The following is a 25,676-nucleotide window of genomic DNA, read 5'->3' as shown; positions in this document are numbered from 1 at the left end:
CGCTGACGCAGGCTGTGTCGGCTCCGCTACGCACCGCGCCGTCCGCTGTCGCCGCCGGAGATCAGTAGGCTTGCGGGGTGCTGGTTCTGCTAGTCGATACGGCCACCGCCGCCGTCACCGTCGGTGTCGCCGAGATCTCCGCCCCCTCAGCGGTCACGGTCCGCGCGCGGCGGGTCGTCGTGGACGCCCGCCGGCACGGCGAGACGCTGGCCCCGAGCATCACCGCGGCGCTGTCCGACGCGGGCGTGTCCGCCGGCGACCTGTCGGCGATCGTCGCCGGTGTCGGTCCCGGCCCGTTCACCGGTCTGCGTGTCGGCCTGGTGACCGCGGCTTCCCTGTCCGACGCCCTGGGCGTGCCGGCGTACCCGGTCTGTTCGCTCGACGGTCTGGCCGTACCGGGCCGGGCGGTGCTGGTGGCCACCGACGCCCGGCGCCGCGAGGTGTACTGGGCCACCTACGACGCCACCGGCGCCCGCGTCCACGGTCCCGACGTCGCCAAGCCCGCCGACCTCCGCGCCCGTCTGGATTCGGGCGAGCTCGGGGACGACCTGCTGGCCGTCGGTAGCGGTGCCGCGCTCTACGCCGAGCAGCTCGGCCGGCCGGTCGGCGAGCCGCAGTACCCGGCGGTGGAGTACCTCGCCGCCCGCGCCGCGTCCCGGGTGCTCGCGAAAGCGCCAGCGGAGCCGCTCACCCCGCTCTACCTGCGCCGGCCCGACGCCGTCGAGCCCGGCGCCGCCAAATCGGTGCTGACGTGACCGGAGTGGTGCAGTCGGTCACCGCGCCGATGCGCTGGTGGCACATCGAGGCCGTCGGCCCGATCGAACGTGACCTGTTCGGCGACGAGGAATGGTCGCCGGGCATGTTCTGGTCCGAACTGGCCCAGGCCGACACCCGCTGGTACCGCGTCGCGCTCGAGGGCGACGACGTGGTCGGGTACGCCGGGCTGTGCGTCTACGGCCCCGACGACGCCTGGGTGCAGAACATCGCGGTGCGGCGCGACCGGCAGGGGCACGGCCTGGGCGCGCGGCTGCTCGACGAACTGCTCACCGAGGCCACCCGGCGCGACGCCCGGCAGGTGCTGCTCGAGGTCCGCGCGGACAACGCACCGGCCCAGCGGCTCTACACCCGCCGCGGGTTCGAGGCCATCGGCCTGCGCCGCGGCTACTACCAGCCGAGCGGCGCCGACGCGATCGTGATGCGCTTGGAAGCACCAGGGAGAGCGAATGACTGACGAGCCATTGGTGCTCGGCATCGAGACGTCCTGCGACGAGACCGGCGTCGGCATCGTCCGCGGCTACGAGCTGCTGGCCGACGCCGTCGCGTCGAGCGTCGATCAGCACGCGCGGTTCGGCGGGGTGGTGCCCGAGGTGGCCAGCCGCGCGCACCTGGAGGCGATGGTGCCCACCGTGCACCGCGCCCTCGCCGACGCGAACGTGACGCTCGCCGACGTCGACGCGATCGCGGTGACCGCCGGTCCCGGGCTCGCCGGGGCACTGCTGGTCGGCGTCGCGGCGGCGAAAGCCTACGCGGTGGCCCTGGACAAGCCGCTGTACGGCGTCAACCACCTCGCCGCCCACGTCGCGGTCGACACGCTGGAGCACGGCCCGCTGCCCGAGCCCGCGATCGCGATGCTCGTCTCCGGCGGCCACTCCTCGCTCCTGCTCGTCGACGACCTGACCGGTGACGTCGAAGCGCTCGGCGCCACGATCGACGACGCGGCCGGCGAGGCGTTCGACAAGGTCGCCCGGGTACTCGGCCTGCCGTTCCCCGGCGGCCCGCCGATCGACAGGGCCGCCCGCGACGGCGACGCGGCCGCGATCGCGTTCCCGCGGGGGCTGACCGGCCCGCGCGACCACGCCGAGCACCGGTTCGACTTCTCGTTCTCCGGCCTGAAGACCGCGGTCGCGCGCTGGGTGGAGACCCGGCAGCGCAACGGCGAGCCGGTTCCGGTGGCCGACGTCGCGGCGTCGTTCCAGGAGGCGGTGGCCGACGTGCTCACCGCGAAGGCGATCGACGCGTGCAAACGGCACGGGGTCGAGACGCTGCTGATCGGCGGGGGAGTGGCGGCGAACTCGCGGCTGCGGTCGCTGGCGGCCGACCGGTGCGCCGCGGCCGGCGTCCAGCTCCGCGTGCCGCGCCCGAAGCTGTGCACCGACAACGGGGCGATGGTCGCCGCGCTCGGCTCGCGGCTGGTCGCCGCCGGGGTCGCGCCGTCGCCGCTCGACCTGCCGGCCGACTCGTCGTTGCCGGTCACCGAGGTGGTCATGGCCGCACACGAGGTGGGTGCGCCGCGATGATCGTGCGGATGGTCGAGATGGCGGCCCACCCCGAGGCCCACCAGGATCTCGTCGACTGGGCGTGTGCGGTGGCCGTGCCCGAGCTCGAGCGGAAGATGGGCCACGTCAGCTCCGAGGTCTTCACGTCCGCCGACAACCGGCTCGTGGTGATCTCGCGCTGGCGCGCGGAGCCGGTCGCGCTCGCCGACCCCCCGAAACACTGGCTCCGACGGGAGGCGCACTCATGGGACTTCTCTCCGGTCGACCGGTGATCCTCGACGTCGACACCGGCGTCGACGACGCGCTCGCGCTCCTGCTCGCGGTGAAGTCGCCGGCGCTCGACCTGCGCGGGGTCACGTGCGTGGCCGGCAACACCGGTCTGGAACCGGTCGTGCGCAACACCCTGCGCGTGCTCGACGCCGCCGGGGCGCCGCTCGACCTGCCGGTCGCGGCCGGGGCCCGGCGTCCGCTGCTGGATCCTCCGCACCTGGCCGAACCCGACGCCACCCAGACGGCCGAACACGTCCACGGCGCCGACGGGCTGGCCGAGGTCGACCTGCCCGAATCCACGCGCCCGCTCGACCGGCGGCCGGCCGTCGAGCTGCTCCGTGACCTGCTGCTCGGTGCCGAGACCCCGATCACGCTGGTGCCGCTGGCCCCGATGACGAACATCGCGCTGCTGCTGCGCACCTACCCGGAGGTGCGGCCGAAGATCGAGCGGATCGTGCTGATGGGCGGCGCGGTGAACGGCGGCAACGTCACCGCCGCGGCCGAGTTCAACGTCTTCGCCGACCCGGAGGCGGCCGCGATCGTGTTCGGCGCCGGCGTTCCGGTCACGATGTACGGGCTCGACGTCTTCTACTCGGTCCGGGTGTCCCGGGCCGACGCCACCGCGCTGGCCGCGTCCGACGTGCCGTCCGCCCGGCTGGCCGGTCAGCTCCTGCTGTTCCGGATGAACGGCGAACTGGACTCGGCCGAGATCGGCGACGCCGGTGCGGTCGCCGCGGTCGTCGCGCCCGACGGCCTGACCACCGAGGCGCTCCCGGTGCGCGTCGAGCTCGACGGGCGCTACACCCGGGGCTGCACGGTCGTCGACCGGCGGGCGGAGAGCGACAAGGACTGGGACCCGCACCGCGGCCACCCCGCGCCCGTCGCGGACGTGGCCCTGGGCGTCGACGCCGCCCGCTACGCCGGGTTGTTCGTCGAGACCGTGAGCTGAGAGCAGATCACCGCGAGCGGGGCGGCGCCCACCCGGGTCAGGACGAGCGTCGCCTCGCCGGGGCCGTGGAGCTTGAGCTGCGGGCGCAGCTGCTCCGGCGTCACCGCCGTCCCGCGCTTCTTGATCTCCAACCGGCCGACACCGCGGCGGGCCAGCTCGGCCCGGAGCCGTTTCACGCCGAACGGCATCACGTGTTCGACGCGGTAGCCCCGGGCGAACGGGGTGTCCGCGGGCGAGTCGGTCGTGAGGTAGGCGATTGCCGGATCGAGCAGCCGCCCGTCGATCCGGTCCGCGAGCTCAGCCACGAGGTGGGCCCGGATCACGGCACCGTCGGGGTCGTAGAGATACCGCCCGATCTCCCCGACCGGGGCCTCCCGGGTTCCGCTACCGGTGATCTCGGCCGGCAGCACCGACGCACGCCGGGGCGTCCGCGCGAGTGGGCCGAACCACAACGCGGCCTCCAGCACGGCGCCGCGTTCGGACACCCACTCCGCCTCCGCACCGGGCGGGATCCGGTCGTGGTCGAGGCCCGGCGCGACCTTCACCGCGGTCCGCGGGACGCGCGAGGCGACCGACAGCAGGAACGACCACGGCGGCGAGTACGCGTCCGGGTCGAACACCCGGCGGCCTCCGGCCCGGCGCGCCGGATCGCAGAACGCGGCGTCGTACCCGTCGAGCTCCACCGACGTCGCGTCCGCGCAGATCACCCGGGCCCGGTCGGCGAACCCCAGCGCTTCCACGTTCGCGGCCGCCACCGCCGCGGTGACCGGGTCGCGCTCCACCCCGGTGACGTCCAGGCCGGCGCGGGCCAGCGCGATCAGATCGGACCCGGCGCCGCAGCCCAGATCGACGACGCGCGTCGCGCCGCTCCCGGCCAGCCGGGCCGCCCGGCGCTCGGCCACGCTCGCGCGGGTGGCCTGCTCGACGGCGTCGGGGGTGAACAACATGGCGGCAGCGTCGGACCCGAGCTTGGTCGCGGCCGAGCGGCGTAGCCGCTGCTGGGTGAGCGCCAGCGAGACCAGGTGGGGGTGGTGCCCGGCGGCGCGGAGCCGGGTGGCGAGCACCAGCGGATCACCGTCCGCCGCCGCGTCCGCCAGCGCGGCCACACCCGCCGCGGACCTCAGCGCCTCGACGTCCGAAATCTCCACGGAAGAAGATCTTCACACGTTGAACCGAGGCGGGCCCAACGGCGTGATGGCAGAGGTGGGTGGCGAGCGACGGTGCTCACGATGTCGCTGTGTAATCGGGAGCCGAAGGAGCCGCAACAGCATGGGAACCTGCGGTGGCTGATGCTCGGCGGGCATCGCGCGGCTGGGTGGAAGTAGACATCCGGTCCGAAGGCATCGAAAAACCGGCGGAGCGACCGGCTCCCGGGTACGGGGGAGAACTGGGGTACGGAGCGCCCGACCGCTACGGGTTCGGCGACGAGCGCGATTCGTTCGAGGCGGCCTACCACGGCCCGCCCGGCCACGGCCCCGGCTCACCGGCGTACGACCCGTACGAGTCCGGCCTCGGCTCGGTGTCCGCGTACGACCCGGGTGCGCCCTACGGGCCGAACGGCGGGCGCGGCTACCAGGACTACGACACCGGCTACTACGCCGGCCCGAACTACGGGCCCGAGTACGGCGAGCCTCACCACGGCGGTTCTCACTACGGCGAGCCTCACTACGGCGGGCCCCAGTACGGCGAGCCTCAGTACGGCGGGCCTCAGTACGGCGGGTCCCGATACGGCGGATCCGAGTACGGCGCCGGTGGCGTGGCCGGCTACGGCGGGTTGCTGGCGATCGAGGCCGGTCCCAGCGCCGACGAGCCCGACAACCTGCCGGTGCTCGCGGAGCCCCACTACTACGACGACCTGCGTGACCGGGTCCGGGCGCCGCTCCCGGTGCCGACCTCGATCGCCGAGGTGCGCGACCTGCTGTTCGAGCCGTTCGGTTTCGTCCCGGTCGGGTTGGCGTCGGAGTGGCTGCGCCCGGAGGCGGGCATCGTGCCGACCGAGCCCCGCCCCGAGGTCGACGAGCTGGTCGCGTGGGCGACCCAGGCCGACCGCGGCCCGGTGCTGCGGCTGCTGTGCGGAGCCGGCGGCCAGGGCAAGACGCACGCCGCGCAGCAGATCTGCTCCGCGCTGGAGGCCCAGGGCTGGCTGGCCGGGTTCGTGGACCTGCCGCCGGCGGCCTGGCGCACGACCGGCCCGACCGAGCTGGAGCTGAGCGGCCCCGACCAGGCCGAGTGGGAGCAGCAGCTGCGCCGGGCTCCGGAGATCATCGCGGGGATCCGCGCGATCGTCGAGCTGCGCACGCCGACGCTGCTCGTCGTCGACCAGGCCGAGTCGGTCGGCCCGCTGGTCGGCGAACTGCTCTCCACGATCGACGAGTACGACGCCGCGGCCTGGATCCGGGTGCTGTTGCTCGCCCGGTCGCCCGAGGGGTGGTTCACCGATCTCTCCGACGCCCATCGGCTGCGTTCGTGGGTGGCGCCGGCCCCGGTCTGGCTGCCGCCGCTACCCCAGCAGCTCGGCCCGCAGGCGTCCGACGCGGTGTGGCGCGGTGCTGTGGCCGCGTTCGCGAACCGGGCGGTGGCCGACGGGGTGCTTCCGCGCGTCGACCTGGAGCGGCTCACGTTCCCGGCGCCCGCCGGTCTCTGGGCGACGACGCTCGACTTCTACGCCGACGCCGCCCTGCGTGTCCTGGACGCCACCGCGCCGTCGCTGCGTCGCCACACCCGGCGTGACGGCGGGGGCCCTGATCCCGTCGCCGCGGTGCTGGCCTACGAGCGGCGGCAGGTGTCCGCGGTGCTGGCCGCGGCCGGCTGCGGGATCGAGGACGGTCAGCGCGACTGGGCGATGGCCGTGGTGAGCCTGCTGCCTGCGGCCACGCCGGAAGCGGCCGTGCGGGCGCTGCGGTCGGTGCCCGCGCCCTGGCAGGTGCCGGCCGACCGCCGGTCCGAGGTCGCGGTCGCGCTGGCCCGGCTCTACCGGGGAACCGCCGAGCAGGGCTGGTCGTCGCCGCGTCCGGCGCGGCTGGCCGACGCACACCTGCTGGACCTGGCCGGGAGCCTGGCCGACCCGGAGTGGTCGGCGGTCGTCTCCAGCATCGCCGGTGACGCCGACCCGCTCGCCGCGCTGCACGCGGCCACGACGCTGATCCGGTGCCTGTCCGCGCCGACCCCGTCGCGGCGGCAGGAACGGGCGAAGAACCGGATCAGCGTGTCGCTGCCGTGGCTGCTGCGTACCGCGCCGGGGCGCTACGCGGTGCCGCTCGTGCTGCTGGCGCCCACGCGGTACACGAAGGTGATCACCGACCTGATCGGCGCGCGCGAGATGCCGCTGGAGACCGTGCGCCAACTGGACTCGTTGGTGCTGTCGGTCGGGTTCACGCCCAGCCGGGCCGCGATCGCGGCCGCGGTGTCGGAGCGGCTGGTCGCGGCCGCGCGTCCGGGCGCCGATCCGCAGGCGGCCGAGCTGAGCGAGTACGCGCGCTGCCTGAACAACCTGGGCATCCGGCTCTCGGCGCTGGGCCGGGTCGAGGACGCGCTGGCCCCGGCCGAGGACGCGGTCGCGGTGCAGCGGCGGCTCGCCGTCGCCGACCCGTCGTACCTGCCCGACCTGGCGATGTCGCTGGACCTGCTCGGCACCGCGCTGGCCGAGGCCGGGCGCCCGGGCGAGGCGCTGCCGCCCGCGGAGGAAGCCGTGGTGGCCTACCGGCGGCTGGCCGCCCAGGACTCGGTCGCGTACCTGCCCGAGCTGGCGACCTCGCTGAACACGCTCGGCATCCGGCTCACCGACGTCGGCCGGCGGGAGGAAGCGTTGGATCCGGTCGAGGAGGCGGTGGCGGTCTGCCGCCGGCTCTCGGTGCTCAACCGGGCGACCTACCAGCCCGAACTTGCGTTCTCGCTGACGAACCTGTCGATCAGCCTGGCCGATCTGGAGCGCTGGGAGGAGTCGATCGAGCCCGCCGAGGAGGCCGTCGTGGTGTACCGGCGGCTGGTGGCCGCCGACTCGGTGGGACACCTGCCCCAGCTGGCGCTCGCGCTCAACAACCTCGGCAACCGGCTGGCCGAGACCGGGCGGTCCGCGGACGCCCTGCAGCCGGCCGAGGAGGCCGTCGCGGTGTACCGGCGGCTCGTCGCGTCGAACTCGCTGGAGTACCTGCCCAACCTCGCGGCGTCGCTGAACAACCTGGGGATCCGGCTGGCCGAGGCCGGTCGGATGGAGGAGGCGCTGGAGCCGGTCGAGGAGGCCGTCGCGGTCTACCGGCGGCTCGTGGACACCGTCGGTGAGGGCTACCTGCCGGAGCTGGCGCTGTCGCTGCACAACCTGGCCAACCGCCTGGTGCGGCTGTCGCGGCCGATCGAGGCGCTGTCCCCGGTGGCCGAGGCCGTGGACATCCGTAGCGGGCTCGCCGACCTGGACCCGGAGCCGCACCTGCCCGACCTGGCCCGGTCGCTGGCCGCGGCGAGCACCACGATGGCGGCGGTCGGGCGGCTCGAGGACGCGGTGTCGGCGGCGGACCAGGCAGTGGAGCTGATGACCGGGATCGGCCCCGGCCGCGACGAGACGCTGATGCTCGCGGTCACGAAGATCCGCGACCGGGCGCACGCGCGCCTGGAGTCCGACGAGCGCAACGCGAAACGCGCGCTCACCTCGACCACCACCACCGTGCAGGTGCTCGGCTGGGGCGCAGGCAACCAGATGCCATCGAGGCGGCGCGAGATCGAGCGTGGGCGCCCGGCTCACTGATAGCTGATGTAGTCCGGGGGATGGGTGAAGGCCAGGACCTCGGCGGGTCGGTACGGGTCGACGTCCTCGTCGTAGAAGAGCTTGTAACCGAGCTTGAACTGGGCGGGGCGCCGCACCGCGGCGTACGTCGCGTCCTTCTCCCGCCGGGTCCCGAAACCGTCGACGTGCTGCACCATCACCAGTCCCGGCCGCGGCACGATCTTCTCGACGTCGGGCAGCATCGCCCGCCGGAACTGGTGGAGCAGGAACAACTTCTCGGGCAGTTGCTCGGCCCGGGTGAGCTCCGAGACGTATGCGGAGGCCGCGTTGATCTCGGCCGCCGAAGCCCGCCCCACCACCTCGCCGGGTACCTCGTTCCAGGCGACCCGCCACTCCGGGTCGAGCGCGATCCCGACGTTCGGGTGCTCGAGCGCCCACCGGTAGGGCTTGATCGCGTCGAGGAAGTTCAGGCGGCCCGGCTGGATGTCGAGGATGACGAGCGCCTTCGCCTTCTCGGCGGCCTCGATGTACCGGCGGATCACCGCCGGCTTGATGCTGTGGCTGTAGACGCGGTTCTTCCCGGGCTTCCGGTCGGCGATCCGGACGATGAGCTCGAACGCGATCTGCACCGGCCGCTCGGGGGTGGCGAACGGCGCGGCCGCCGCGCGCAACCGCGGCACGATCAGGTCCGGTGGTTCCTCCCCGAGGACGCCGAGCGTGCCGCCGCCAGTGCTGCCGTAGTACGCGACGACCCGGTAGCGCGGGAAGATCTGCCGTCCTCCGAGCGGCAACTCCGGCGGCAGCGAGGGCTTCACCGCCTGGGGACGCGGCGGGGACGGCGGCGGCGGGGGAGGTTCCTCGGCGCTGCACGCCGTCCCCGGAACAGCAGCCAGCGCCAACGCCAGCGTTACCGCCATCGCCCGGCGATACGCCCTGATCCTCCGGTTCATACCGTTCAGCTAACCGGACTCAGGGGTTATTTGGGTAGATCTGCGCCGGTACACGTTTCGGCCGACATCCGCGTTGCCCACATGTCGGAATCGGGACGTTGCCTGGCGATGTGCTCGGCGGTCCGAGACGCTCCCCCGGTCGCCGGAACGACCGGCGAGAGTGGAGGGTCCGATGCGAATTCGCAAGTACCTGGCCGCAACGGTGGTCCTGGTGAGCGCGGCGGCGGGGGTCGCGCTGACGGGGGCACCGGCGTCAGCGGCAGTGGAGCCGAACACGAACAACACGAAGATCGACTTCGGCCGGCGCAACGTCGTTCCCTGGGAGAACATCACGCTGCCCGACGGCACCACGTGCCCGGGCGGCGTGGTGACGCTGGAAGGGCCGGTGGGCGGCACCTGGGGCAAGGGCCAGTGGAACCGGCTCGAATACACCACCGTCGAAGGTGACATCGCCGACGTGACCGGCGACGGCTTCCCGGACCAGGTGGTCCGGTACGGCTGCACGGTCGCCGGTACCGACACCGGGTTCCACTACTACTACCTGTACAGCTTCTACAAGGCGCCGTACGGGCCGGGGCTCTCGGCCATCCGGGAAACGTTCATCACGTCCAGCTCCGCCAGCGAGACCAACAGCGGCCAGTGGAACGTGACCCATGTGACCCCGGTGGCCGGCGCGATCAAGGTCGGCCAGACCGTGGACACGAACCCGGGCCAGGTGGAGGAGAGGGTCTTCCGCCCCTCGCCCACCGGCCTGGTGCCCGACCGCCCGCTGCCGACCTACCCGCAGGCCGACACCGAGCCGGCCCGCCACAACTGACGAGCGCGGCCTGGGCGGGCGGCTACGCCTTCCCGTCCAAGCCGAGCAGGTCCACCAGCTGGCGCGCGTTCGTCTGGGCGTAGTCCGAGTAGCAGTTGTTCATCAGCACGTGGGTCTCGGCCGCGGGCAGGTCCTTGATCCGCCCGGCCCAGGACTCCAACTCCTCCGGCCTGTACAGGTACCCGAACTTCTCGTGGATGTCCTTCGACGTCCACTTCTCGCTGTGGCCGTGGAAGCGGACCACCGCCAGGTCGCTGGTGGCGACGACGATCGGCGGCACCGAGCTCGGATGCCCCTGCGGCATGTCGACCACGACGTACGGCAGCTGGTAGTCGGTCAGGAACTCCAGCGTCGATTCGCGGTTCTCCGGCGAGAGCCACGTCTTGTTCCGGAACTCCACGCAGATCCGGTCCGGCGCGCACCGCTCCTTCACCTGCAGCAGGTACTCGCGGTTACGGCGCCCGATCGGGAACCACTGCGGGAACTGGAAGAGCAGCGCACCGAGCTTGCCCGCCGCGCGCAGCGGTTCGAGCGCCGCGAGGAACCGCTCCCAGACCGCGTCCACCACCGCGTCGTCGAGATCCTTCAAGTAGACGTTCTTCTTCTCCGGCACCGCGGGGCGGAGGTCCTTGTAGAGCGACCCCGGCCGTGTCGGATGCTGAGTGAGGAGCGAGAACGCCTTGATGTTGAACGTGAAGCCGGCCGGTGTGCGCTCGGCCCACAGCGCGGCCGTGTTCTCCGCCGGTGGGGAGTAGTAGGTCGAGTCCACCTCGACGATGTCGAAGTTCGAGGCGTAGTAGCCGAGCCGCTCGGCGGCGGACTCGACCCCGTCGGGGTACCAGCCGGAGGCGATGAGCGTCCGATCGGTCCACGACGCCGTGCCGACCCGAATCCGTCCCATGCTGGGCCGTTGCCCAGCGCCGACTACCGAGAAACAGTGTGCTCGATGACCGCGTCGGGGCCGGGGAAGATCAAGCCCTGGTGACCGTCGTTGAAGGCGATGAGGTAGGGCGGCTGGCCTTCCGAGCCGCGCACCTCCAGCACCTCGCCCCAGAGGTCCGGAACCCCGGCCGTGTGGCCGTGGACGTGGACCCGGTCGCCGATGTGAGCCTGCATCAGTTTCGCACCTCCAGCGGGGTCCGCCTCATGGCCCCGGTTGGAACCAACTCTTCTCTTACGCACCCGGCATGTGAAGAGTAGGCGTGTCAACGGTTCGTGAACTCTGCGGCCCGGGTCACAACTATTTCTGTAACATCAGCACGCAAAGTGACTATGTGATCGCTCCCGGCAACTATACGCGCAAACTTTCGCCTGTCTACGAGAAAGATCGCGAAAGATGCCAGGTGACCGCCTTCCGTGTACCGCGGTCCGGCTCCCCTAAACCTCCCGCTGACCAGCTGGCACTCGGCTTGACGGAGTGCCAACAGCTGCTAGGGTTCCCTTTAGCACTCGACCTTCGAGTGTGCCAACTCGTGCACGAGGGCGTCTTGATCCCCGCGACGGCGAGCCGCCCCGTGAAGCACCGGTGGATTGCAACGGTTTGCACCCCACGAAGGGGGAGGACAAAGACGTGACGACCGCTACCAAGGTCAACATCAGGCCGCTCGAGGACCGCATCCTGGTCCAGGCGAACGAGGCCGAGACGACCACGGCCTCCGGCATCGTGATTCCGGACACCGCCAAGGAGAAGCCCCAGGAGGGCACCGTCCTCGCGGTCGGCCCCGGCCGTATCGACGACAAGGGCGCCCGCGTTCCGGTGGACGTGAAGGCCGGCGACGTCGTTATCTACTCGAAGTACGGCGGCACCGAGGTCAAGTACGCCGGCGAGGAGTACCTGCTGCTGTCGGCCCGCGACGTGCTCGCGGTAGTCGAGAAGTAAGCCTTGTCTTGACACGTGCGCCCCGGTGGCGGCGGCCATCATCGGCCGCTCGCCGCCGGGGCGTACGTGTTTCGCGCTGCTAGACCTAGATAGGGACTGCCAAACAGATGGCGAAGATTCTTTCCTTCTCCGACGACGCCCGTAAGGGCCTCGAGCGCGGTGTCGACGCGCTCGCTGATGTCGTCAAGATCACGCTCGGCCCCAAGGGCCGCAACGTGGTCCTCGACAAGAAGTTCGGCAGCCCGACGATCACGAACGACGGTGTCACCATCGCGCGTGAGGTCGAGCTGACCGACCCGTACGAGAACCTCGGCGCCCAGCTCGCCAAGGAGGTCGCCACCAAGACGAACGACGTCGCCGGTGACGGCACCACCACCGCCACCGTGCTGGCGCAGGCGCTGGTCCGCGAGGGCCTGCGCAACGTCGCCGCGGGTGCGAACCCGATCGCGGTTCGCCGGGGCATCCAGGCCGCCGTCGACGCCGTGAACACCGCGCTGCTGGAGAAGGCCATCCCGGTCGAGTCCAAGCAGTCGATCGCGCACGTGGCGACGATCTCGGCCCAGGACGCCACCATCGGCGACCTGATCGCCGAGGCCATGGACGTCGTGGGCACCGACGGTGTCATCACCGTCGAGGAGTCCTCGGCGATGGAGACTGAGCTCGAGGTCACCGAGGGCCTCCAGATCGACAAGGGCTACATCTCGCCCTACTTCTCCACCGACGCGGAGAGCCTCGAGGCGGTCCTCGAGGACGCTCGCATCCTCGTCACCACCGAGAAGATCTCGTCGATCACCGACCTGCTCCCGCTCCTGGAGAAGGTCGTCGAGGCGAAGAAGCCGCTGCTGATCATCGCCGAGGACGTCGAGGGTGAGGCTCTCTCCACCCTGGTCGTCAACTCGATCCGCAAGACCTTCACGGTCGTCGCGGTCAAGGCGCCCGGCTTCGGCGACCGTCGCAAGGCCATGCTCGGCGACATCGCCGAGCTGACCGGCGCGCAGGTCATCGCCCCGGAGATCGGCCTCAAGCTCGACCAGGTCGGCCTGGACGTGCTCGGCACCGCTCGTCGCGTGACCGTCACCAAGGACAACACGACGATCGTCGACGGTGGCGGCACCGCCGAGGGCCTGGCCGGCCGGATCGCCCAGATCAAGAACGAGATCGAGGCGTCCGACTCCGACTGGGACCGCGAGAAGCTCCAGGAGCGGCTCGCGAAGCTCTCCGGCGGGGTCAGCGTGATCCGCGTGGGTGCGGCCACCGAGGTCGAGCTCAAGGAGAAGAAGCACCGCATCGAGGACGCCATCTCGGCGACCAAGGCGGCCGTGGAAGAGGGCATCGTCGCCGGTGGCGGCACCGCTCTTGTGCACGCTGCCCCGGCGCTCGACGGCGAGCTCGGTCTCACCGGCGACGAGGCGACCGGCGTCAAGATCGTCCGCGCCGCGCTGTCCTACCCGCTGCGCAACATCGCCGAGAACGCCGGCCTCGAGGGCGGTGTCGTCGTCAGCAAGGTCTCCGAGATGCCGGTCGGCTCCGGTCTCAACGCCGCCACCGGCGAATACGGCGACCTGGTCGGCCAGGGCGTCGTCGACCCGGTGAAGGTCACGCGCAACGCGCTGGCCAACGCGGCCTCCATCGCGGGTCTGCTGCTCACGACCGAGAGCCTGGTCGTCGAGAAGCCGGCCGAGGAGGAGCCCGCGGGCCACTCGCACGGTGGCCACGGCCACTCGCACAGCCACGGCCCGGGGTTCTGACCGGTCCGTAGACACAGAGAAGGCCGGTGGGGTTTCCCCACCGGCCTTCTCTGTGTCCGGACCCGGGCCGAGGCTCAGACCGTGCGCACGATCTCCTCGGACTCCACCGGGGGCAGCAGCGCGTCGCCGCGGCCGGTACCGAGCAGCTGGATGCGCTCGGCCTCGGACAGGCCACCCCACACCCCGTACGGCTCCCGCACCGCGAGCGCGTGCGCCCGGCACGGGTCGACGACCGGGCAGGCCGCGCAGATCGCCTTGGCTTCGTTCTCACGCCGGGCCCGCGAAGGGCCCCGCTCGTTGTCGGGATGGAAGAACAGCGCGCTGTCGAGGCCGCGGCACGAGCCGTGCAGCTGCCAGTCCCACACGTCGGTGTTCGGTCCGGGAAGGCGGCGGACGTCGGCCATGGGGTCCTCCAAGCAAGTGCGGTCGATCCAGCTAATGCCCCTGGTAGCGGCGGGGAAACGCGGCCGAGGCAACTTTTGCATCGATCTTGCGTCGATAGCGCGTGCGATGACACGGGGTTGCGTCGATTCGCTTGCGTCGAACTGTCCGGCCCCGTTGCGTCGAACCACCCGGCCGACTTGTCGCATTGGCCGGACGGCCGATTGGCGGAGCGAGCATTCCCGGGTGAAATACCAACCTGGGTAGTTTCCGGACCGTCCGATGTGTCAGGTCTTGGTTACTCAGCGTCCCCGTCGGTATTCGTCGTCACGCTGCGCAACCTTTGTGGTGAGTGGAGTGCTCACGTCCTAACGGAGTAGTTGAGAATTTGATCTGGTCCCCTCTGACCTGCGGATTGACGTCTCGCTCCGGGCCAGACCGCCTCGTCCGTCCGGCGGATGCGATTGGGCCGAGCGGACAGGTGCCGCCCGCAGCCCGGGCTGGCAGGCTACGGTCAGGAATCGTGGTCAGGCTTGGACGTGAGCCCCGCACGTGTGAGCCAGGCGGGCGCGGAGACGAATGCGGTCCTGGGACAGGACGGCGATGACGGGGACGACGATCACCGGCACTGGTAACACCGGGGGCGAGGTCGGGCGCGAACTGGACGTACTGGCGTCCCTGGCGGCGCGGTCGGATCCGGCTGCGACGTCCGAGTTGCTCCGGCAGGTGCAGCCGATGGTGGTGCGTTACTGCCGCGCCCGGCTGGGGCGCGCAGGCGGCGGTACCTATACGACGGCGGACGACGTAGCGCAGGAGGTGTGTCTCGCGGTGTTGCACGCACTGCCTCGCTATCGCGATCAGGGACGCCCTTTCACCGCGTTCCTGTTCCGTATCGCGGCCAACAAAGTCACCGACGCGCACCGGGTCGCGGCGCGCGAGCTCGGTGTTCCGGTGCAGACCGTCCCGGAGACCGCCGCGACCGACGCGGGTCCCGAGGGGTACGCGATCGAAGCCGACGCGTCCCGGCGGATGCGTGACCTCCTCGACACGTTGCCCCCGCAGCACCGTGACGTCCTGCTCCTGCGCATCGCGGTCGGGCTGAGCGCCGAGGAGACCGGGCAGGCGCTGGGGATGAGCGCGGGCTCGGTGCGGGTCACCCAGCACCGCGCGCTCAACCGCCTGCGCCGCACCGTCGACCCAGTGGTCCGGGAGACGGCATGAGTGATCCGCGTATCCCCAGCCCCTACGGCGGACCTGATCAACGGCGTCCGTCCGATCCGTTCGCCGACGCCGAGACCGATGCCGGGGTGGACGCCATCCTTCGCGACGACGCTCTCCTCGATGCCCTGGGGCGGGGTGAACTTCCCGCCACCTACCGGGCGGACGTGACCGCGCGCCTGCTCACCACCTGGCGCGACGACCTCGACGAGGGGTTGCCGCCGCTGCGGTCGGCCGAGGCCGAGGCCCCGGTGCTGCTGGCGCCGGCGCGGGACGACGACACCGAGGTCTTCCGCTCCCCGTGGGGAGACTCGGGCGACGACACCGCGCAGCTGCCGCGGCTGTTCAGCGACGGAGTCTCCGACCCCGACCGCATCGACGAGTCGGTTCGCTCGGCGTTCGTCGCGGCCGGTTACGCGCGCCCCACCGAGCAGCTCCCGCCGGTGCGGCCCAGCGAGGCGGCGACGGAGCAGTTCCAGCCGTCGTTCGACCGGCTGCCGCCCGCCGTCGAGGAGAAGCCCGTCACCACGCTGGGCGAACGCCGTCCCCGGCGGCGCCGGTTCGACCGCGTGGTCGTCGCGACGGCCGCGGTGGCCGCGGTGCTCGCCGCCGGCTCGGCGGGGAGCGTCGCCGCGGCGGCCACCGCCCACCCCGGTGACAAGCTGTGGCCGATCAGCCGGGTCGTCTACGCCGAGCGGGCCCGCTCGATCGAGGCCAGCGAGGAAGCGCACGCGTCGCTGCAGAAGGCGCGCGAGGCGTTGGAGCGTGGCGACACCGGCGCCGCGCAGCGCTATTACGACGAGGCGCAGCAGAAGCTCGACGAGAACGTCCGCGAGGGTTCCGACGAGGCCGATCGCCTCGCCGACGACCTCGAGACGACCGCCGCGATACCCGACTTCCCGGTGGTGCCCGGCAGCCGCTGGAACCCGTCCACCGCGGCGCCGTCCTCGAGCGCGGGCAGCAGCAGTTCGTCGGATCCGTCGGCGCGGTCGAAGTGGAAGCGCAACCGGCCGCGCGACGGCCGGGGCTCCACCCAGGCCACCCCGCCGGGCACCTCGACGGTGCCGACGCCGCCCACCGGCGCGACGACACCGACGAACCCCGGTCCGACGACGGGCGCGCCGGATCCCGAACCGAGCACGCAGAACCCCGAGCCGACGCCGACGGAAACGCAGAGCCCCGACCCGGTGCCCACCGAGGCGCCCTCGACCGGCGGATCGTCGCCGGCCGAGCCGGAGGCCGAGTCGGCCCCGGCCGAGTAACCCGGTTAGCGCCGGTAAGCCGCGGCGTTAACGCTCAGGCGTCAGGGTCGTCCGCGTCCTCGACGGCGTCCTGCATGCCATCGGCGTATCCGCGGGCGTACTCCCACGTCACGTACTCGGCCGGATCGGGGTCGAAGGCCGGCTCGTGCACGCGGGTGCGGCCGGCCACCAGCAGGTGCTGGAGATTGGCCCGGAGCAGGTCCCACGCGAAGTAGTGCGGAACCCGGCAGTCCTCGCAGTCGACGACCAGCCCGCGGATGTCGCGTGCGGTGAGCAGCGCCTCGTAGACGTCGAGGTCGGCGAGGTCGTCGAGCACGTCCTGCCGCTCCTCGGCCGTGAGCGGCTGCGCACCACGGCCGGGCCCGTCGTCCTCGAGAGCGGACGTCGGGTCGGTCGGGTCGCCCGCGAACGGGTCTAGCGGTTCCTCCTGCACGCTCCCACCGTAGCCCGACGGGGTTCTCCGCGCCTTCCCCCTTGACACGACGCTGGGAGGGGTTTCTGATCAGGTGCCGCCAATCCTTACAGCGTGTGCTGGCGGCGTTACCGGATAGGCCACTGTCGCGCGATAGGTCACGGACCCGGTCGCCCGCTGGGGGTAATACAGACGGGACGCTCCGGTGATCTGCAGTACGAGCGCGGCGCTGCTCCAGGCGACCGCACCCAGTGGCACCTCGAGCGTGTGCGTCCGGCCGTCGAGCGTCACCGGGAGCGCGGTGGCGAAGTTACCCGCGACCACGTTCTTCCCGGTGTCGACGAGCTGGGCGTAGAGCGACGTCCTCGGTGCGCTGCCGGTGCCGCGGTAGGTGAGCCGCAACGTCGGGCTGCCGACGACCTGGCCGCGGTACCTCGGCCCCGGAACCGGCCGGGCGTTGGCCGCGGGTGCGGCCGCGACGTCACTACCCGAGGCGTCCGCGGGGCTGAACGCCAGCGTGCCGGAGGCGGACGAGGTGACCCGCCGCGTGGTGGCGAGCGGGTACTTCGCCGCCCCGCGCCACACCCCGGCGTCGTCGACGTACTCGAACCCCGGGCCGGTGCTGATCTTCGACCGCTTGAGCCACCGGTCGAACCAGGCCACGGTCAGCGCCTCCACGTGGCCGGCCGCCCCGGCCGGGGTCAGGCAGGTGCCGTGCCCGCCGCAGAACCAGACCATCTTCACCGGCGTGCCGTTGGCCCGCAGCGCCTGGTAGTTCGCGATGCCCTCGCGGAGCGGGAAGAGCGTGTCGACGGTGCCCTGGACGATCATCGTCGGGACCCGGACCCGGTTGATCAACGACCCGGCCGGCCCGTGCGCACGCCACCAGGCCTCGAGCGCGGCGTCCGGGAGACCGCCGCTCGCGGCCAGCCCGCAGGTCTCCTTCACCTGGGCGACCAGCCGGTTCGTGCCGGCCGACCCGAACGCGCAGAGCAGGTTCCCCCAGCCGGTCTTCGGCGTGCGGTTGGGGTAGAGGCTGTCGACGAGCGAGCTCCAGGCGATCGTCGGCACGATCGCGTCCACCCGGCGGTCGATCGCCGCGGTCACGAACTGGATGCCGCCGCCGTAGCTGCCGCCGGCCATGCCGACCCTGGGGTCGCCCGTACGGTCCAGCCGGGCCTCCGGCTGCGCGGCGAGCCAGCTCAGCAGCGCCTGCATGTCCCGGCCCTCGTAGCGGTGGTGATCCACCGACGCGGCTCCGCCGGAGCGCCCGAACCCGCGGGGGTCCCAGGTGAGCACGTTGTAGCCGCGCTGCCGGAGCCCGGCCACCGCCGGAGCATCCGGATTGGTCTCGCCGGCGGCGCCCCAGCCGGGGCCGACCAACACGGAGGGTGCGCGCCGACCGGCCGTCAGCCCGGCCGCCGGGAAGAAGTTGACGACGATCGACGTGCCGTCGAACGACGCGACGGTGGTGCTGCGCGCGGCGGGCGGCGCCGCCGCGGCCGGGCCCGTGACGCCGAGCACCACGGCGAGCGCGAATAACGGGACGAGGATCCGGCGAACGGTCACAGGGGTGAGATCTACCACCCGGCGAACCCCGTGTACCGGCGAGTAATGGATCAGTCGTACCGCACCGATTCAGCAAATCCCACTGGTTACCCCAGGTCACAGCGGTATCCACAGGTGCCGGACGGGGGAACTCGGGCGGCCCCGGTTGACAGTTACGATGAGGCATGCTGCCTGAGGTCACCTCGCTTCCCCCGAGCCCAGAACTTTTCGCTGCCCCTGACTCGCTGGCGGAGTTGTTCGCCCCCACTGCCCTCACGTTCGACGACGTGCTGTTGTTGCCGGGCGAGTCGGACATGATGCCGAGCGAGGTCGACACCAGCACCCGGCTGACCCGGGAGATCACCGTCCGTATCCCGCTGCTGTCCAGCGCGATGGACACGGTGACCGAGGCGCGGATGGCGGTCGCGATGGCACGCCAGGGCGGCGTCGGCGTGCTCCACCGCAACCTGTCGATCGACGACCAGACCCAGGAGGTTGACAAGGTCAAGCGGTCGGAGTCCGGGATGGTCACCAACCCGGTGACGTGTTCGCCCGACGACACGCTCGCCGACGTCGACCGCGCCTGCGGCCGGTACCGCATCTCCGGGCTCCCGGTCGTCGACGCCGACGGTGTGCTCGTCGGCATCGTCACCAACCGCGACATGCGCTTCGAGACCGACCCCGGCCGGCGCGTCCGTGACGTCATGACGTCGATGCCGCTGGTCACCGCGCCGGTCGGGGTCGACCCCGACGACGCGCTGCGGCTGCTGCGCGCGAACAAGGTCGAGAAACTGCCGCTCGTCGACTCGGAGAACCGGCTCTGCGGCCTCATCACCCACAAGGACTTCGTCAAGAAGGACCAGTTCCCGCTGTCCACGAAGGACGCCGACGGTCGGCTCGTCGTGGCCGCCGCGGTGGGCGTCGGGGAAGACTCGTACAAGCGCGCGCGCTCGCTCGTCGACGCCGGCTGCGACATCATCGTCGTCGACACCGCGCACGGTCACAACCGGGCGGTCGCCGAGATGATCCGCCGGGTCAAGGCCGACACCAGGGCACAGGTCATCGGCGGCAACGTCGCGACCAAGGAAGGCGCCCAGGCGCTCATCGACGCCGGCGCCGACGCGATCAAGGTCGGCGTCGGCCCCGGTTCGATCTGCACCACCCGGGTCGTCGCCGGTGTCGGTGTCCCGCAGGTCACCGCGATCTTCGAGGCCGCACGCGCGGCCAAGGCGGCCGGCGTTCCGGTCATCGGCGACGGTGGCCTGCAGTACTCCGGTGACATCGCGAAGGCTCTGGTGGCCGGCGCCGACACGGTGATGCTCGGGTCGCTGCTGGCCGGCGTCGAGGAGAGCCCGGGCGAGCTGCAGTTCATCAACGGCAAGCAGTTCAAGACCTACCGGGGCATGGGTTCGCTCGGCGCGATGCAGAGCCGTGGGCGTCAGCAGTCGTTCTCCAAGGACCGCTACTTCCAGGACGACGTCGCCACCGACGACAAGCTCATCCCCGAGGGCATCGAGGGTCAGGTGCCCTACCGCGGTCTGCTCTCGGCCGTCGCGCACCAGCTCGTCGGGGGTCTGCGGCAGTCGATGTTCTACGTCGGCGCGCGCACGGTGGCCGATCTCCAGCAGCGCGGCCGCTTCGTCCGCATCACCGCGGCGGGGCTCAAGGAGAGCCACCCGCACGACATCCAGATGACGGTCGAGGCCCCCAACTACGCGTCCCGCAAAAGCTGACCCGGAGCGCGAGGGCTCGGGGTTTCGGTCGAGGCCCCACTGAGCGACCCGGTCCCGCAAGAGCTGATCCGGAGCGCGAGGGTTCGGGTTTCGGTCGAGGCCCCGCTGAGCGACCCGGTCCCGCAAGGGCTGACCCGGAGTGCGAGGGCTCGGGTTTCGGTGGAGGTTCCGCTGAGCGACTCGGTCCCGTAGGAGCTGAGCCGTATGCGGGGGCCCGCCGGGTCCCCGCATAGACTCGGATCTTTGACGGTGCGGCGCCGAGGTGACAAGGGGCTTGAATTGAACATGTCGGTGGAGATCGGGATGGGCAAGAACGCCCGCCGCGCCTACCACTTGGACGAGGTGGCGATCGTTCCGTCGCGCCGCACCCGGGACGTGAACGACACCTCGCTGGCCTGGCAGATCGACGCGTTCCGCTTCGGCCTGCCGCTCGTCGCCACGCCGTCGGACGCCACGATGAGCCCGCAGACCGCGATCGAGATCGGGCGGCTCGGCGGGCTCGGCGTCCTCAACGCCGAAGGTCTGTGGACCCGCTACGACGACCCGACGAAGCTGCTCGAAGAGCTGGCCTCGCTCTCCGACGGCTCGCGGCGCACCCGTCGACTGCAGGAGGCGTACGCCGAGCCGATCAAGCCCGAGCTGATCAGCGACCGTATCCGGGTGATGCGTGAGGGCGGTGTCACCACCGCCGTGCGCATCTCGCCGCAGCACACGCTGGAGCTCGCGCTCGAGGCCGTCGCGGCCGGCGTCGACCTGCTGGTGATCCAGGGTGCGGTGGTCTCGGCCGAGCACGTGACGACGTCCGGGCCGACGCTCAACCTCAAGCAGTTCATCGCCGACCTCGACGTCCCGGTGATCGTCGGCGGCTGCGCGAACTACCAGACCGCGCTGCACCTGATGCGTACCGGAGCGGCCGGCGTCATCGTCGGTACCGGTGCCGACAAGTGGGCCACCGAGGATTCGGTGCTCGGGATCCGGGTGCCGATGGCCACCGCGATCTCCGACGCGGCCGCGGCCCGGCGCGACTACCTGGACGAGACCGGCGGCCGGTACGTGCACGTGATCGCCGACGGCGAGCTGCGGACCTCCGGGGACATCGCCAGGGCGATCGCGTGCGGCGCCGACGCGGTGATGCTCGGTCAGCCGCTCTCGGTGGCCGCCGAGGCTCCGGCCGGCGGGGCCTGGTGGCACCCGATGGCCTCGCACCCGAAGCTGCCCCGCGGCAGCTACGTCCCGGCGTCGTCGGATTGGCCGCTGGGCAGCCTGGAGACCGTCGTCGACGGCCCCGCGGACGACCCGAACGGCTGGCTGAACCTGTTCGGCGGCCTGCGGCGGTCGATGGCGAAGACCGGCTACTCCGACGTGAAGGCGTTCCAGAAGGTCGATCTGGTTGTCTGCCGGTGAGCTGACGATCCGCCCCTACGGCGACGCCGACCTCGAGGCCGTCCGCGACATCTGCGTGCGTACCGGCCACGAGGGCGGCGACGCGCGCCCGCTCTACCCCGACCCCTCGATCTTCCCGACGGCGTTCGCCGAACCGTACGTGGCGTTCGAGCCCGAACTGGCGTACGTCGTCGACGACGGGGAGCGTGCCGTCGGGTACGTCCTCGGTACGGCCGACACGGTCGCGTTCGTGAAGCGGTTCCGGGGGGAGTGGCTGCCGTCGGTGGCCGGCCGGTGGCCGCTGACCGACGGCACCTCGCGCACCGACGAACTGGTGCGCACACTGCACGACCCGGAGCGCATGCTCTGGCCGCAGCTGGAGCCCTACCCCGCGCACCTGCACATCGACCTGCTGCCGTCGGCGCAGGGGAGGGGCCTCGGCCGGGCGCTGATCAACCGGTTCTTCGCCACGCTGGCCGACCGGGGCGTGGCCGCGGTGCACCTGGGCATGGTGCCCGCCAACGTGAAGGCCCGGGCGTTCTACGACCGTCTGGGCTTCCACGAGATCGCGGTGCCCGACCCGACGACGACGTATCTGGGACACGCGACCCGTTGACAGTCCCATTAGCCGATGTAACGGTTCTGGGTCATGGGCGAGCACTTCGACGTCGTGGTCATCGGATCCGGGTTCGGCGGGAGCGTCAGCGCGCTCCGGCTGACCGAGAAGGGCTACCGGGTCGCGGTGATCGAGGCCGGCCGCCGCTTCGCTGACCACGAACTGCCGCGCACCTCCTGGGACGTGCGCAGGTACCTGTGGGCGCCCCGGCTGGGCTGCTACGGCATTCAGCGCATCACGCTCCTGAAGGACGTGCTCGTGTTGGCCGGCGCCGGGGTGGGTGGTGGGTCCCTGGTGTACGCCAACACGCTCTACGAGCCTCCCCGGGCGTTTTACGACGACCCCCAGTGGCGCCACATCACCGACTGGAAGACCGAGCTCGCGCCGTACTTCGACCAGGCCTCGCGGATGCTCGGGGTACGCCGGTACCCGCGGGAGACCCCGGCCGACCGGGTGATGCGGTCGGTGGCGTCCGAGATGGGCGTCGAGGACACCTACCACCCGACGCCGGTGGGGGTGTTCTTCGGCGCTCCGGGCACGGACGTGCCCGACCCGTACTTCGGCGGGGCCGGACCGCGCCGGGCCGGGTGCACGCACTGCGGCGAGTGCATGACCGGGTGCCGGCACAACGCGAAGAACACGCTCGTCAAGAACTACCTGTACCTGGCCGAGGCCAACGGGGCCACGATCGTCGAGCGCACCACCGCGACCGACGTCCGGCCGCTGCCGTCGGGTGGCTACGCCGTCGAAACGGTACGGACCGGGTGGGGGCGCGGGCGGCGCACGTTCACCGCCGATCAGGTGGTCGTGGCGGCGAGCGCGCTGGGCACCCTGCGGTTGCTCCACGCGTGCCGCGACCGCGGTTCGCTGCCGCGGCTCTCGCCGCGGCTGGGGGTGCTGGCGCGGACCAACTCCGAAGCGCTGCTCGGGGCGAACCGTCTCCGGGTGGTGCCCGACGACAACTTCGCGGACGGGGTGGCGATCACGTCGTCGTTCCACCCGGACGCCGACACGCACATCGAGCCGGTGCGGTACGGGCGGGGAAGCAACTTCATGGGGCTGCTGACGACCGTGCTGCCGCCGCCGGGCCGTCCCCGCTGGGCGGGGTGGCTGCGGGAGATGGTCCGGAACGTTGGCAAGGCGCGCCACATCCTGTGGCTGCGGCGCTGGTCGGAGCGGACGATCATCCTGCTGGTGATGCAGTCGGTCGACAACTCGCTGACGACGTACACCAAGCGCACGTGGTTCGGGCGGCGCCGGATGACGACCCGGCCGGGGCACGGCACGCCGAACCCGACGTACCTGCCGCTCGGGCACGAGGCCACCCGGCGCACGGCGTCGCACATCGGGGGCATGGCCGGTGGGACGCTCGTCGAGGCGTTCGACGTTCCGATGACCGCCCACTTCATCGGCGGCTGTGCGATCGGCGACTCACCGGAGACCGGCGTCGTCGACCCGTACCACCGCGTGTACGGCCACCCGGGCCTGCACGTCGTCGACGGGGCGGCGCTCTCGGCGAACCTCGGGGTGAACCCGTCGCTGTCGATCACCGCCCAGGCCGAGCGGGCGATGGCGCTCTGGCCCAACCGGGGCGACGAGGACCCCCGCCCGGCGCCGGGCGAGGCCTACCGACCGGTGGCGCCCGTGCGCCCGGTCTCGCCGGCGGTCCCCGACGCCGCCGAGGGCGCGCTCCGCCTCTCGCTGTTCGTCGTCTCCCCGAGCGACGCGAGTTCCCAACCCACCCCGGCCGACGCCGCCCAGGTGACCGCGGACGAGGCCCGGCCGGTGCGGAACGACTGATCCTCTGGACCGATTCGTTGGTGGGTGGTAGAACCCACTACTCTTCGGGGACATGAGCCTTCCGCCCCCGGTGCTTGTCGTTGACTTCGGTGCGCAGTACGCGCAGTTGATCGCCCGCCGGATCCGGGAAGCCAAGGTCTACTCCGAGATCGTCCCGCACACGATGCCGGTCGAGCAGATGCTCGCGCGCAAGCCCGCGGCGATCATCCTGTCCGGCGGCCCGTCGAGCGTCTACGCCGACGGTGCCCCCGGCGTCGACGCCGGGATGTTCGACGCCGGGGTCCCGGTCTTCGGCATCTGCTACGGCTTCCAGGCCATGGCCCAGGCCCTGGGCGGCGAGGTCGCCCACACCGGTAGCCGGGAGTACGGCGGCACCAAGCTCACGGTCCTCGACCCCGGCGTCGTCTTCGCCGGCCTGCCGGCCGAGCAGAACGTCTGGATGAGCCACGGCGACGCGGTCAGCCAGGCCCCGGCGGGCTTCGTCGTCACCGCCGCCACCGCCGGCGCCCCGGTCGCCGCGTTCGAGGACACCGCCCGCGGCTTCGCCGGCGTCCAGTTCCACCCCGAGGTGCTGCACACCGCCGACGGCCAGAAGATGCTGGAGAAGTTCCTCTACGAGGTCGCCGGCATCAGCCCCGACTGGACGATGGGCAACGTCATCGCCGACCAGGTCGCGGCGATCAAGGAGCAGGTGGGCGACAAGCAGGTCATCTGCGCCCTCTCCGGCGGGGTCGACTCCGCGGTCGCCGCCGCGCTCGTCCACAAGGCCGTCGGTGACCAGCTCACCTGCGTCTTCGTCGACCACGGCCTGCTGCGCGCCGGTGAGGCCGAGCAGGTGGAGAAGGACTACGTCGCCTCCACCGGCATCAAGCTCAAGGTGGTCAACGCCCAGGAGCAGTTCCTCCGCGAGCTCAAGGGCGTCACCGACCCCGAGCAGAAGCGCAAGATCGTCGGCCGCGAGTTCATCCGCACGTTCGAGGCCGCCGAGCGCGAACTCGTCGCCGAGGCCGGTGCGCACGGCGAGTCCGTGCAGTTCCTCGTTCAGGGCACGCTCTACCCCGACGTGGTGGAGTCCGGCGGCGGCACCGGCACCGCCAACATCAAGAGCCACCACAACGTCGGCGGCCTGCCGGAAGATCTGCAGTTCCAGCTGATCGAGCCGCTGCGGACGCTGTTCAAGGACGAGGTCCGCCAGGTCGGGCTCGAGCTCGGCCTGCCGGAGGCGATCGTCTGGCGCCAGCCGTTCCCGGGGCCCGGCCTGTCGATCCGCATCATCGGTGAGGTCACCGCCGAGCGCCTCGAACTGTTGCGCGAGGCCGACGCGATCGTCCGGGCCGAGATGTCGGCGGCCGGTCTCGACCGCAGCATCTGGCAGTGCCCGGTGGTGCTGCTGGCGGACGTGCGCAGCGTCGGGGTGCAGGGCGACGGGCGTACCTACGGGCACCCGATCGTGCTGCGCCCGGTCACCAGTGAGGACGCGATGACCGCGGACTGGGCCCGGGTGCCGTTCGACGTCCTGTCGAAGATCTCCACCCGCATCACCAACGAGGTACGCGACGTCAACCGGGTGGTGCTCGACGTGACGAGCAAGCCGCCGGGCACGATCGAGTGGGAGTGATGTTTCCTACCCCCGCTTTGGGGGCCGCACGCCGGATGTGACCAGCATCACTTGGGTCGCTCGAGTGCGGTACCGTGGACTCGCCGCACACCGGTGAGC

Annotated in this window: 23 protein-coding genes; 16 read left to right on the top strand and 7 right to left on the bottom strand. The window is 71.7% G+C overall.

Translation table 11 applies throughout. From position 1 onward, the window contains the following. The first annotated feature begins 77 nt into the window (after positions 1-77). Genes tsaB through CRYAR_RS36670 form a run of 5 tightly spaced genes read left to right on the top strand, consistent with a single transcriptional unit; the run spans position 78 to position 3,495 of the window. Positions 78-755, top strand: a complete 678-nt coding sequence (gene tsaB, locus CRYAR_RS36690) for a tRNA (adenosine(37)-N6)-threonylcarbamoyltransferase complex dimerization subunit type 1 TsaB (RefSeq protein WP_035857779.1) — start codon at positions 78-80, stop codon at positions 753-755. Positions 756-784: 29 nt separating this feature from the next. Further along, the gene (gene rimI / locus CRYAR_RS36685) at positions 785-1,231 is read left to right on the top strand and encodes a ribosomal protein S18-alanine N-acetyltransferase (RefSeq protein ID WP_035869270.1); all 447 of its coding nucleotides are present in this window, start codon (positions 785-787) and stop codon (positions 1,229-1,231) included. Continuing rightward, positions 1,224-2,297, top strand: coding sequence for a tRNA (adenosine(37)-N6)-threonylcarbamoyltransferase complex transferase subunit TsaD (tsaD, locus tag CRYAR_RS36680; RefSeq protein ID WP_035857778.1), 1,074 nt, complete (start codon positions 1,224-1,226; stop codon positions 2,295-2,297). The genes rimI and tsaD overlap by 8 nt, the downstream gene beginning before the upstream one ends. After that, positions 2,294-2,548: a hypothetical protein gene (locus CRYAR_RS36675; RefSeq protein ID WP_035857777.1), complete on the top strand. Its 255-nt coding sequence runs from the start codon at positions 2,294-2,296 to the stop codon at positions 2,546-2,548. Before tsaD ends, CRYAR_RS36675 begins: the two co-directional genes overlap by 4 nt. Beyond that, complete coding sequence (locus tag CRYAR_RS36670; protein WP_035857776.1) at positions 2,521-3,495, top strand: nucleoside hydrolase; 975 nt, start codon at positions 2,521-2,523, stop codon at positions 3,493-3,495. The genes CRYAR_RS36675 and CRYAR_RS36670 overlap by 28 nt, the downstream gene beginning before the upstream one ends. On the opposite strand, the gene CRYAR_RS36665 is transcribed toward CRYAR_RS36670, so the two are convergent. Beyond that, a complete protein-coding gene (locus tag CRYAR_RS36665) occupies positions 3,462-4,643 on the bottom strand; it encodes a class I SAM-dependent methyltransferase (protein ID WP_035857775.1) in 1,182 nt (393 codons plus the stop codon). The genes CRYAR_RS36670 and CRYAR_RS36665 overlap by 34 nt on opposite strands. Positions 4,644-4,777: 134 nt before the next feature. Between CRYAR_RS36665 and CRYAR_RS50435 the strand changes: the two genes are divergently transcribed. Beyond that, positions 4,778-8,233, top strand: a complete 3,456-nt coding sequence (locus CRYAR_RS50435; RefSeq protein WP_169745137.1) for a tetratricopeptide repeat protein — start codon at positions 4,778-4,780, stop codon at positions 8,231-8,233. On the opposite strand, the gene CRYAR_RS36655 is transcribed toward CRYAR_RS50435, so the two are convergent. After that, positions 8,227-9,129 (bottom strand): hypothetical protein, encoded by a 903-nt coding sequence (locus CRYAR_RS36655; protein WP_157018339.1) that lies wholly within the window; start codon positions 9,127-9,129, stop codon positions 8,227-8,229. The two genes, CRYAR_RS50435 and CRYAR_RS36655, sit on opposite strands and share 7 nt — an antisense overlap. A gap of 205 nt (positions 9,130-9,334) precedes the next feature. On the opposite strand from CRYAR_RS36655, the gene CRYAR_RS36650 reads away from it, so the two are divergent. Further along, a complete protein-coding gene (locus tag CRYAR_RS36650) occupies positions 9,335-9,979 on the top strand; it encodes a hypothetical protein (RefSeq protein WP_157018337.1) in 645 nt (214 codons plus the stop codon). A gap of 22 nt (positions 9,980-10,001) precedes the next feature. On the opposite strand, the gene CRYAR_RS36645 is transcribed toward CRYAR_RS36650, so the two are convergent. Both CRYAR_RS36645 and CRYAR_RS36640 read right to left on the bottom strand, forming a co-directional pair. Further along, positions 10,002-10,880 (bottom strand): DUF72 domain-containing protein, encoded by an 879-nt coding sequence (locus CRYAR_RS36645; protein ID WP_035857772.1) that lies wholly within the window; start codon positions 10,878-10,880, stop codon positions 10,002-10,004. A gap of 23 nt (positions 10,881-10,903) precedes the next feature. Next, a complete protein-coding gene (locus tag CRYAR_RS36640; RefSeq protein ID WP_035857771.1) occupies positions 10,904-11,095 on the bottom strand; it encodes a DUF1918 domain-containing protein in 192 nt (63 codons plus the stop codon). Between the two features lie 454 nt (positions 11,096-11,549). Here CRYAR_RS36640 and groES point away from each other — a divergent pair, with 454 nt between their 5' ends. Then, the gene (gene groES, locus CRYAR_RS36635; protein ID WP_035857770.1) at positions 11,550-11,858 is read left to right on the top strand and encodes a co-chaperone GroES; all 309 of its coding nucleotides are present in this window, start codon (positions 11,550-11,552) and stop codon (positions 11,856-11,858) included. 107 nt (positions 11,859-11,965) lie between these two features. After that, positions 11,966-13,606: a chaperonin GroEL gene (gene groL, locus CRYAR_RS36630; RefSeq protein ID WP_035857769.1), complete on the top strand. Its 1,641-nt coding sequence runs from the start codon at positions 11,966-11,968 to the stop codon at positions 13,604-13,606. A 74-nt stretch (positions 13,607-13,680) separates the two neighbouring features. Here the strand turns inward: groL and CRYAR_RS36625 are convergent, their stop codons facing one another. After that, positions 13,681-14,010 (bottom strand): WhiB family transcriptional regulator, encoded by a 330-nt coding sequence (locus CRYAR_RS36625; RefSeq protein WP_051571417.1) that lies wholly within the window; start codon positions 14,008-14,010, stop codon positions 13,681-13,683. A 580-nt stretch (positions 14,011-14,590) separates the two neighbouring features. Here CRYAR_RS36625 and shbA point away from each other — a divergent pair. Together shbA and CRYAR_RS36615 are read left to right on the top strand one after the other, a co-directional pair. Beyond that, the gene (shbA, locus tag CRYAR_RS36620; RefSeq protein WP_051571416.1) at positions 14,591-15,208 is read left to right on the top strand and encodes an RNA polymerase sigma factor ShbA; all 618 of its coding nucleotides are present in this window, start codon (positions 14,591-14,593) and stop codon (positions 15,206-15,208) included. Then, the gene (locus CRYAR_RS36615; RefSeq protein ID WP_157018335.1) at positions 15,205-16,467 is read left to right on the top strand and encodes a superantigen-like protein SSL4; all 1,263 of its coding nucleotides are present in this window, start codon (positions 15,205-15,207) and stop codon (positions 16,465-16,467) included. Before shbA ends, CRYAR_RS36615 begins: the two co-directional genes overlap by 4 nt. 34 nt (positions 16,468-16,501) lie before the next feature. Here CRYAR_RS36615 and CRYAR_RS36610 read toward each other — a convergent pair whose 3' ends face one another. Both CRYAR_RS36610 and CRYAR_RS36605 read right to left on the bottom strand, forming a co-directional pair. Next, on the bottom strand, positions 16,502-16,900 hold the full coding sequence (locus tag CRYAR_RS36610) for a DUF5319 family protein (RefSeq protein WP_035857767.1): 399 nt from the start codon (positions 16,898-16,900) through the stop codon (positions 16,502-16,504). A 69-nt stretch (positions 16,901-16,969) separates the two neighbouring features. Continuing rightward, the gene (locus tag CRYAR_RS36605; RefSeq protein ID WP_035857766.1) at positions 16,970-18,448 is read right to left on the bottom strand and encodes an alpha/beta hydrolase family protein; all 1,479 of its coding nucleotides are present in this window, start codon (positions 18,446-18,448) and stop codon (positions 16,970-16,972) included. Positions 18,449-18,612: 164 nt separating this feature from the next. On the opposite strand from CRYAR_RS36605, the gene guaB reads away from it, so the two are divergent. From guaB to guaA, 5 genes are all read left to right on the top strand, one after another. After that, positions 18,613-20,160 carry an IMP dehydrogenase gene (gene guaB / locus CRYAR_RS36600; RefSeq protein ID WP_084701436.1) on the top strand — a complete coding sequence of 516 codons (1,548 nt, stop codon included), beginning with the start codon at positions 18,613-18,615 and terminating at the stop codon, positions 20,158-20,160. A 285-nt stretch (positions 20,161-20,445) separates the two neighbouring features. Further along, positions 20,446-21,564, top strand: a complete 1,119-nt coding sequence (locus tag CRYAR_RS36595) for a GuaB3 family IMP dehydrogenase-related protein (protein WP_035857765.1) — start codon at positions 20,446-20,448, stop codon at positions 21,562-21,564. Beyond that, positions 21,551-22,159, top strand: coding sequence for a GNAT family N-acetyltransferase (locus tag CRYAR_RS36590; protein ID WP_035857764.1), 609 nt, complete (start codon positions 21,551-21,553; stop codon positions 22,157-22,159). The genes CRYAR_RS36595 and CRYAR_RS36590 overlap by 14 nt, the downstream gene beginning before the upstream one ends. A gap of 33 nt (positions 22,160-22,192) precedes the next feature. Beyond that, the gene (locus tag CRYAR_RS36585; protein ID WP_051571415.1) at positions 22,193-23,959 is read left to right on the top strand and encodes a GMC family oxidoreductase N-terminal domain-containing protein; all 1,767 of its coding nucleotides are present in this window, start codon (positions 22,193-22,195) and stop codon (positions 23,957-23,959) included. 52 nt (positions 23,960-24,011) lie between these two features. Then, positions 24,012-25,577, top strand: a complete 1,566-nt coding sequence (gene guaA, locus CRYAR_RS36580; RefSeq protein ID WP_035857763.1) for a glutamine-hydrolyzing GMP synthase — start codon at positions 24,012-24,014, stop codon at positions 25,575-25,577. Positions 25,578-25,676: the final 99 nt, after the last annotated feature.

This window comes from Cryptosporangium arvum DSM 44712 (assembly GCF_000585375.1).
Classification (GTDB): domain Bacteria; phylum Actinomycetota; class Actinomycetes; order Mycobacteriales; family Cryptosporangiaceae; genus Cryptosporangium; species Cryptosporangium arvum.
The sequence above is the reverse complement of the archived record's forward strand: the minus strand, read 5'-3'. Positions and strand labels throughout refer to the sequence as shown.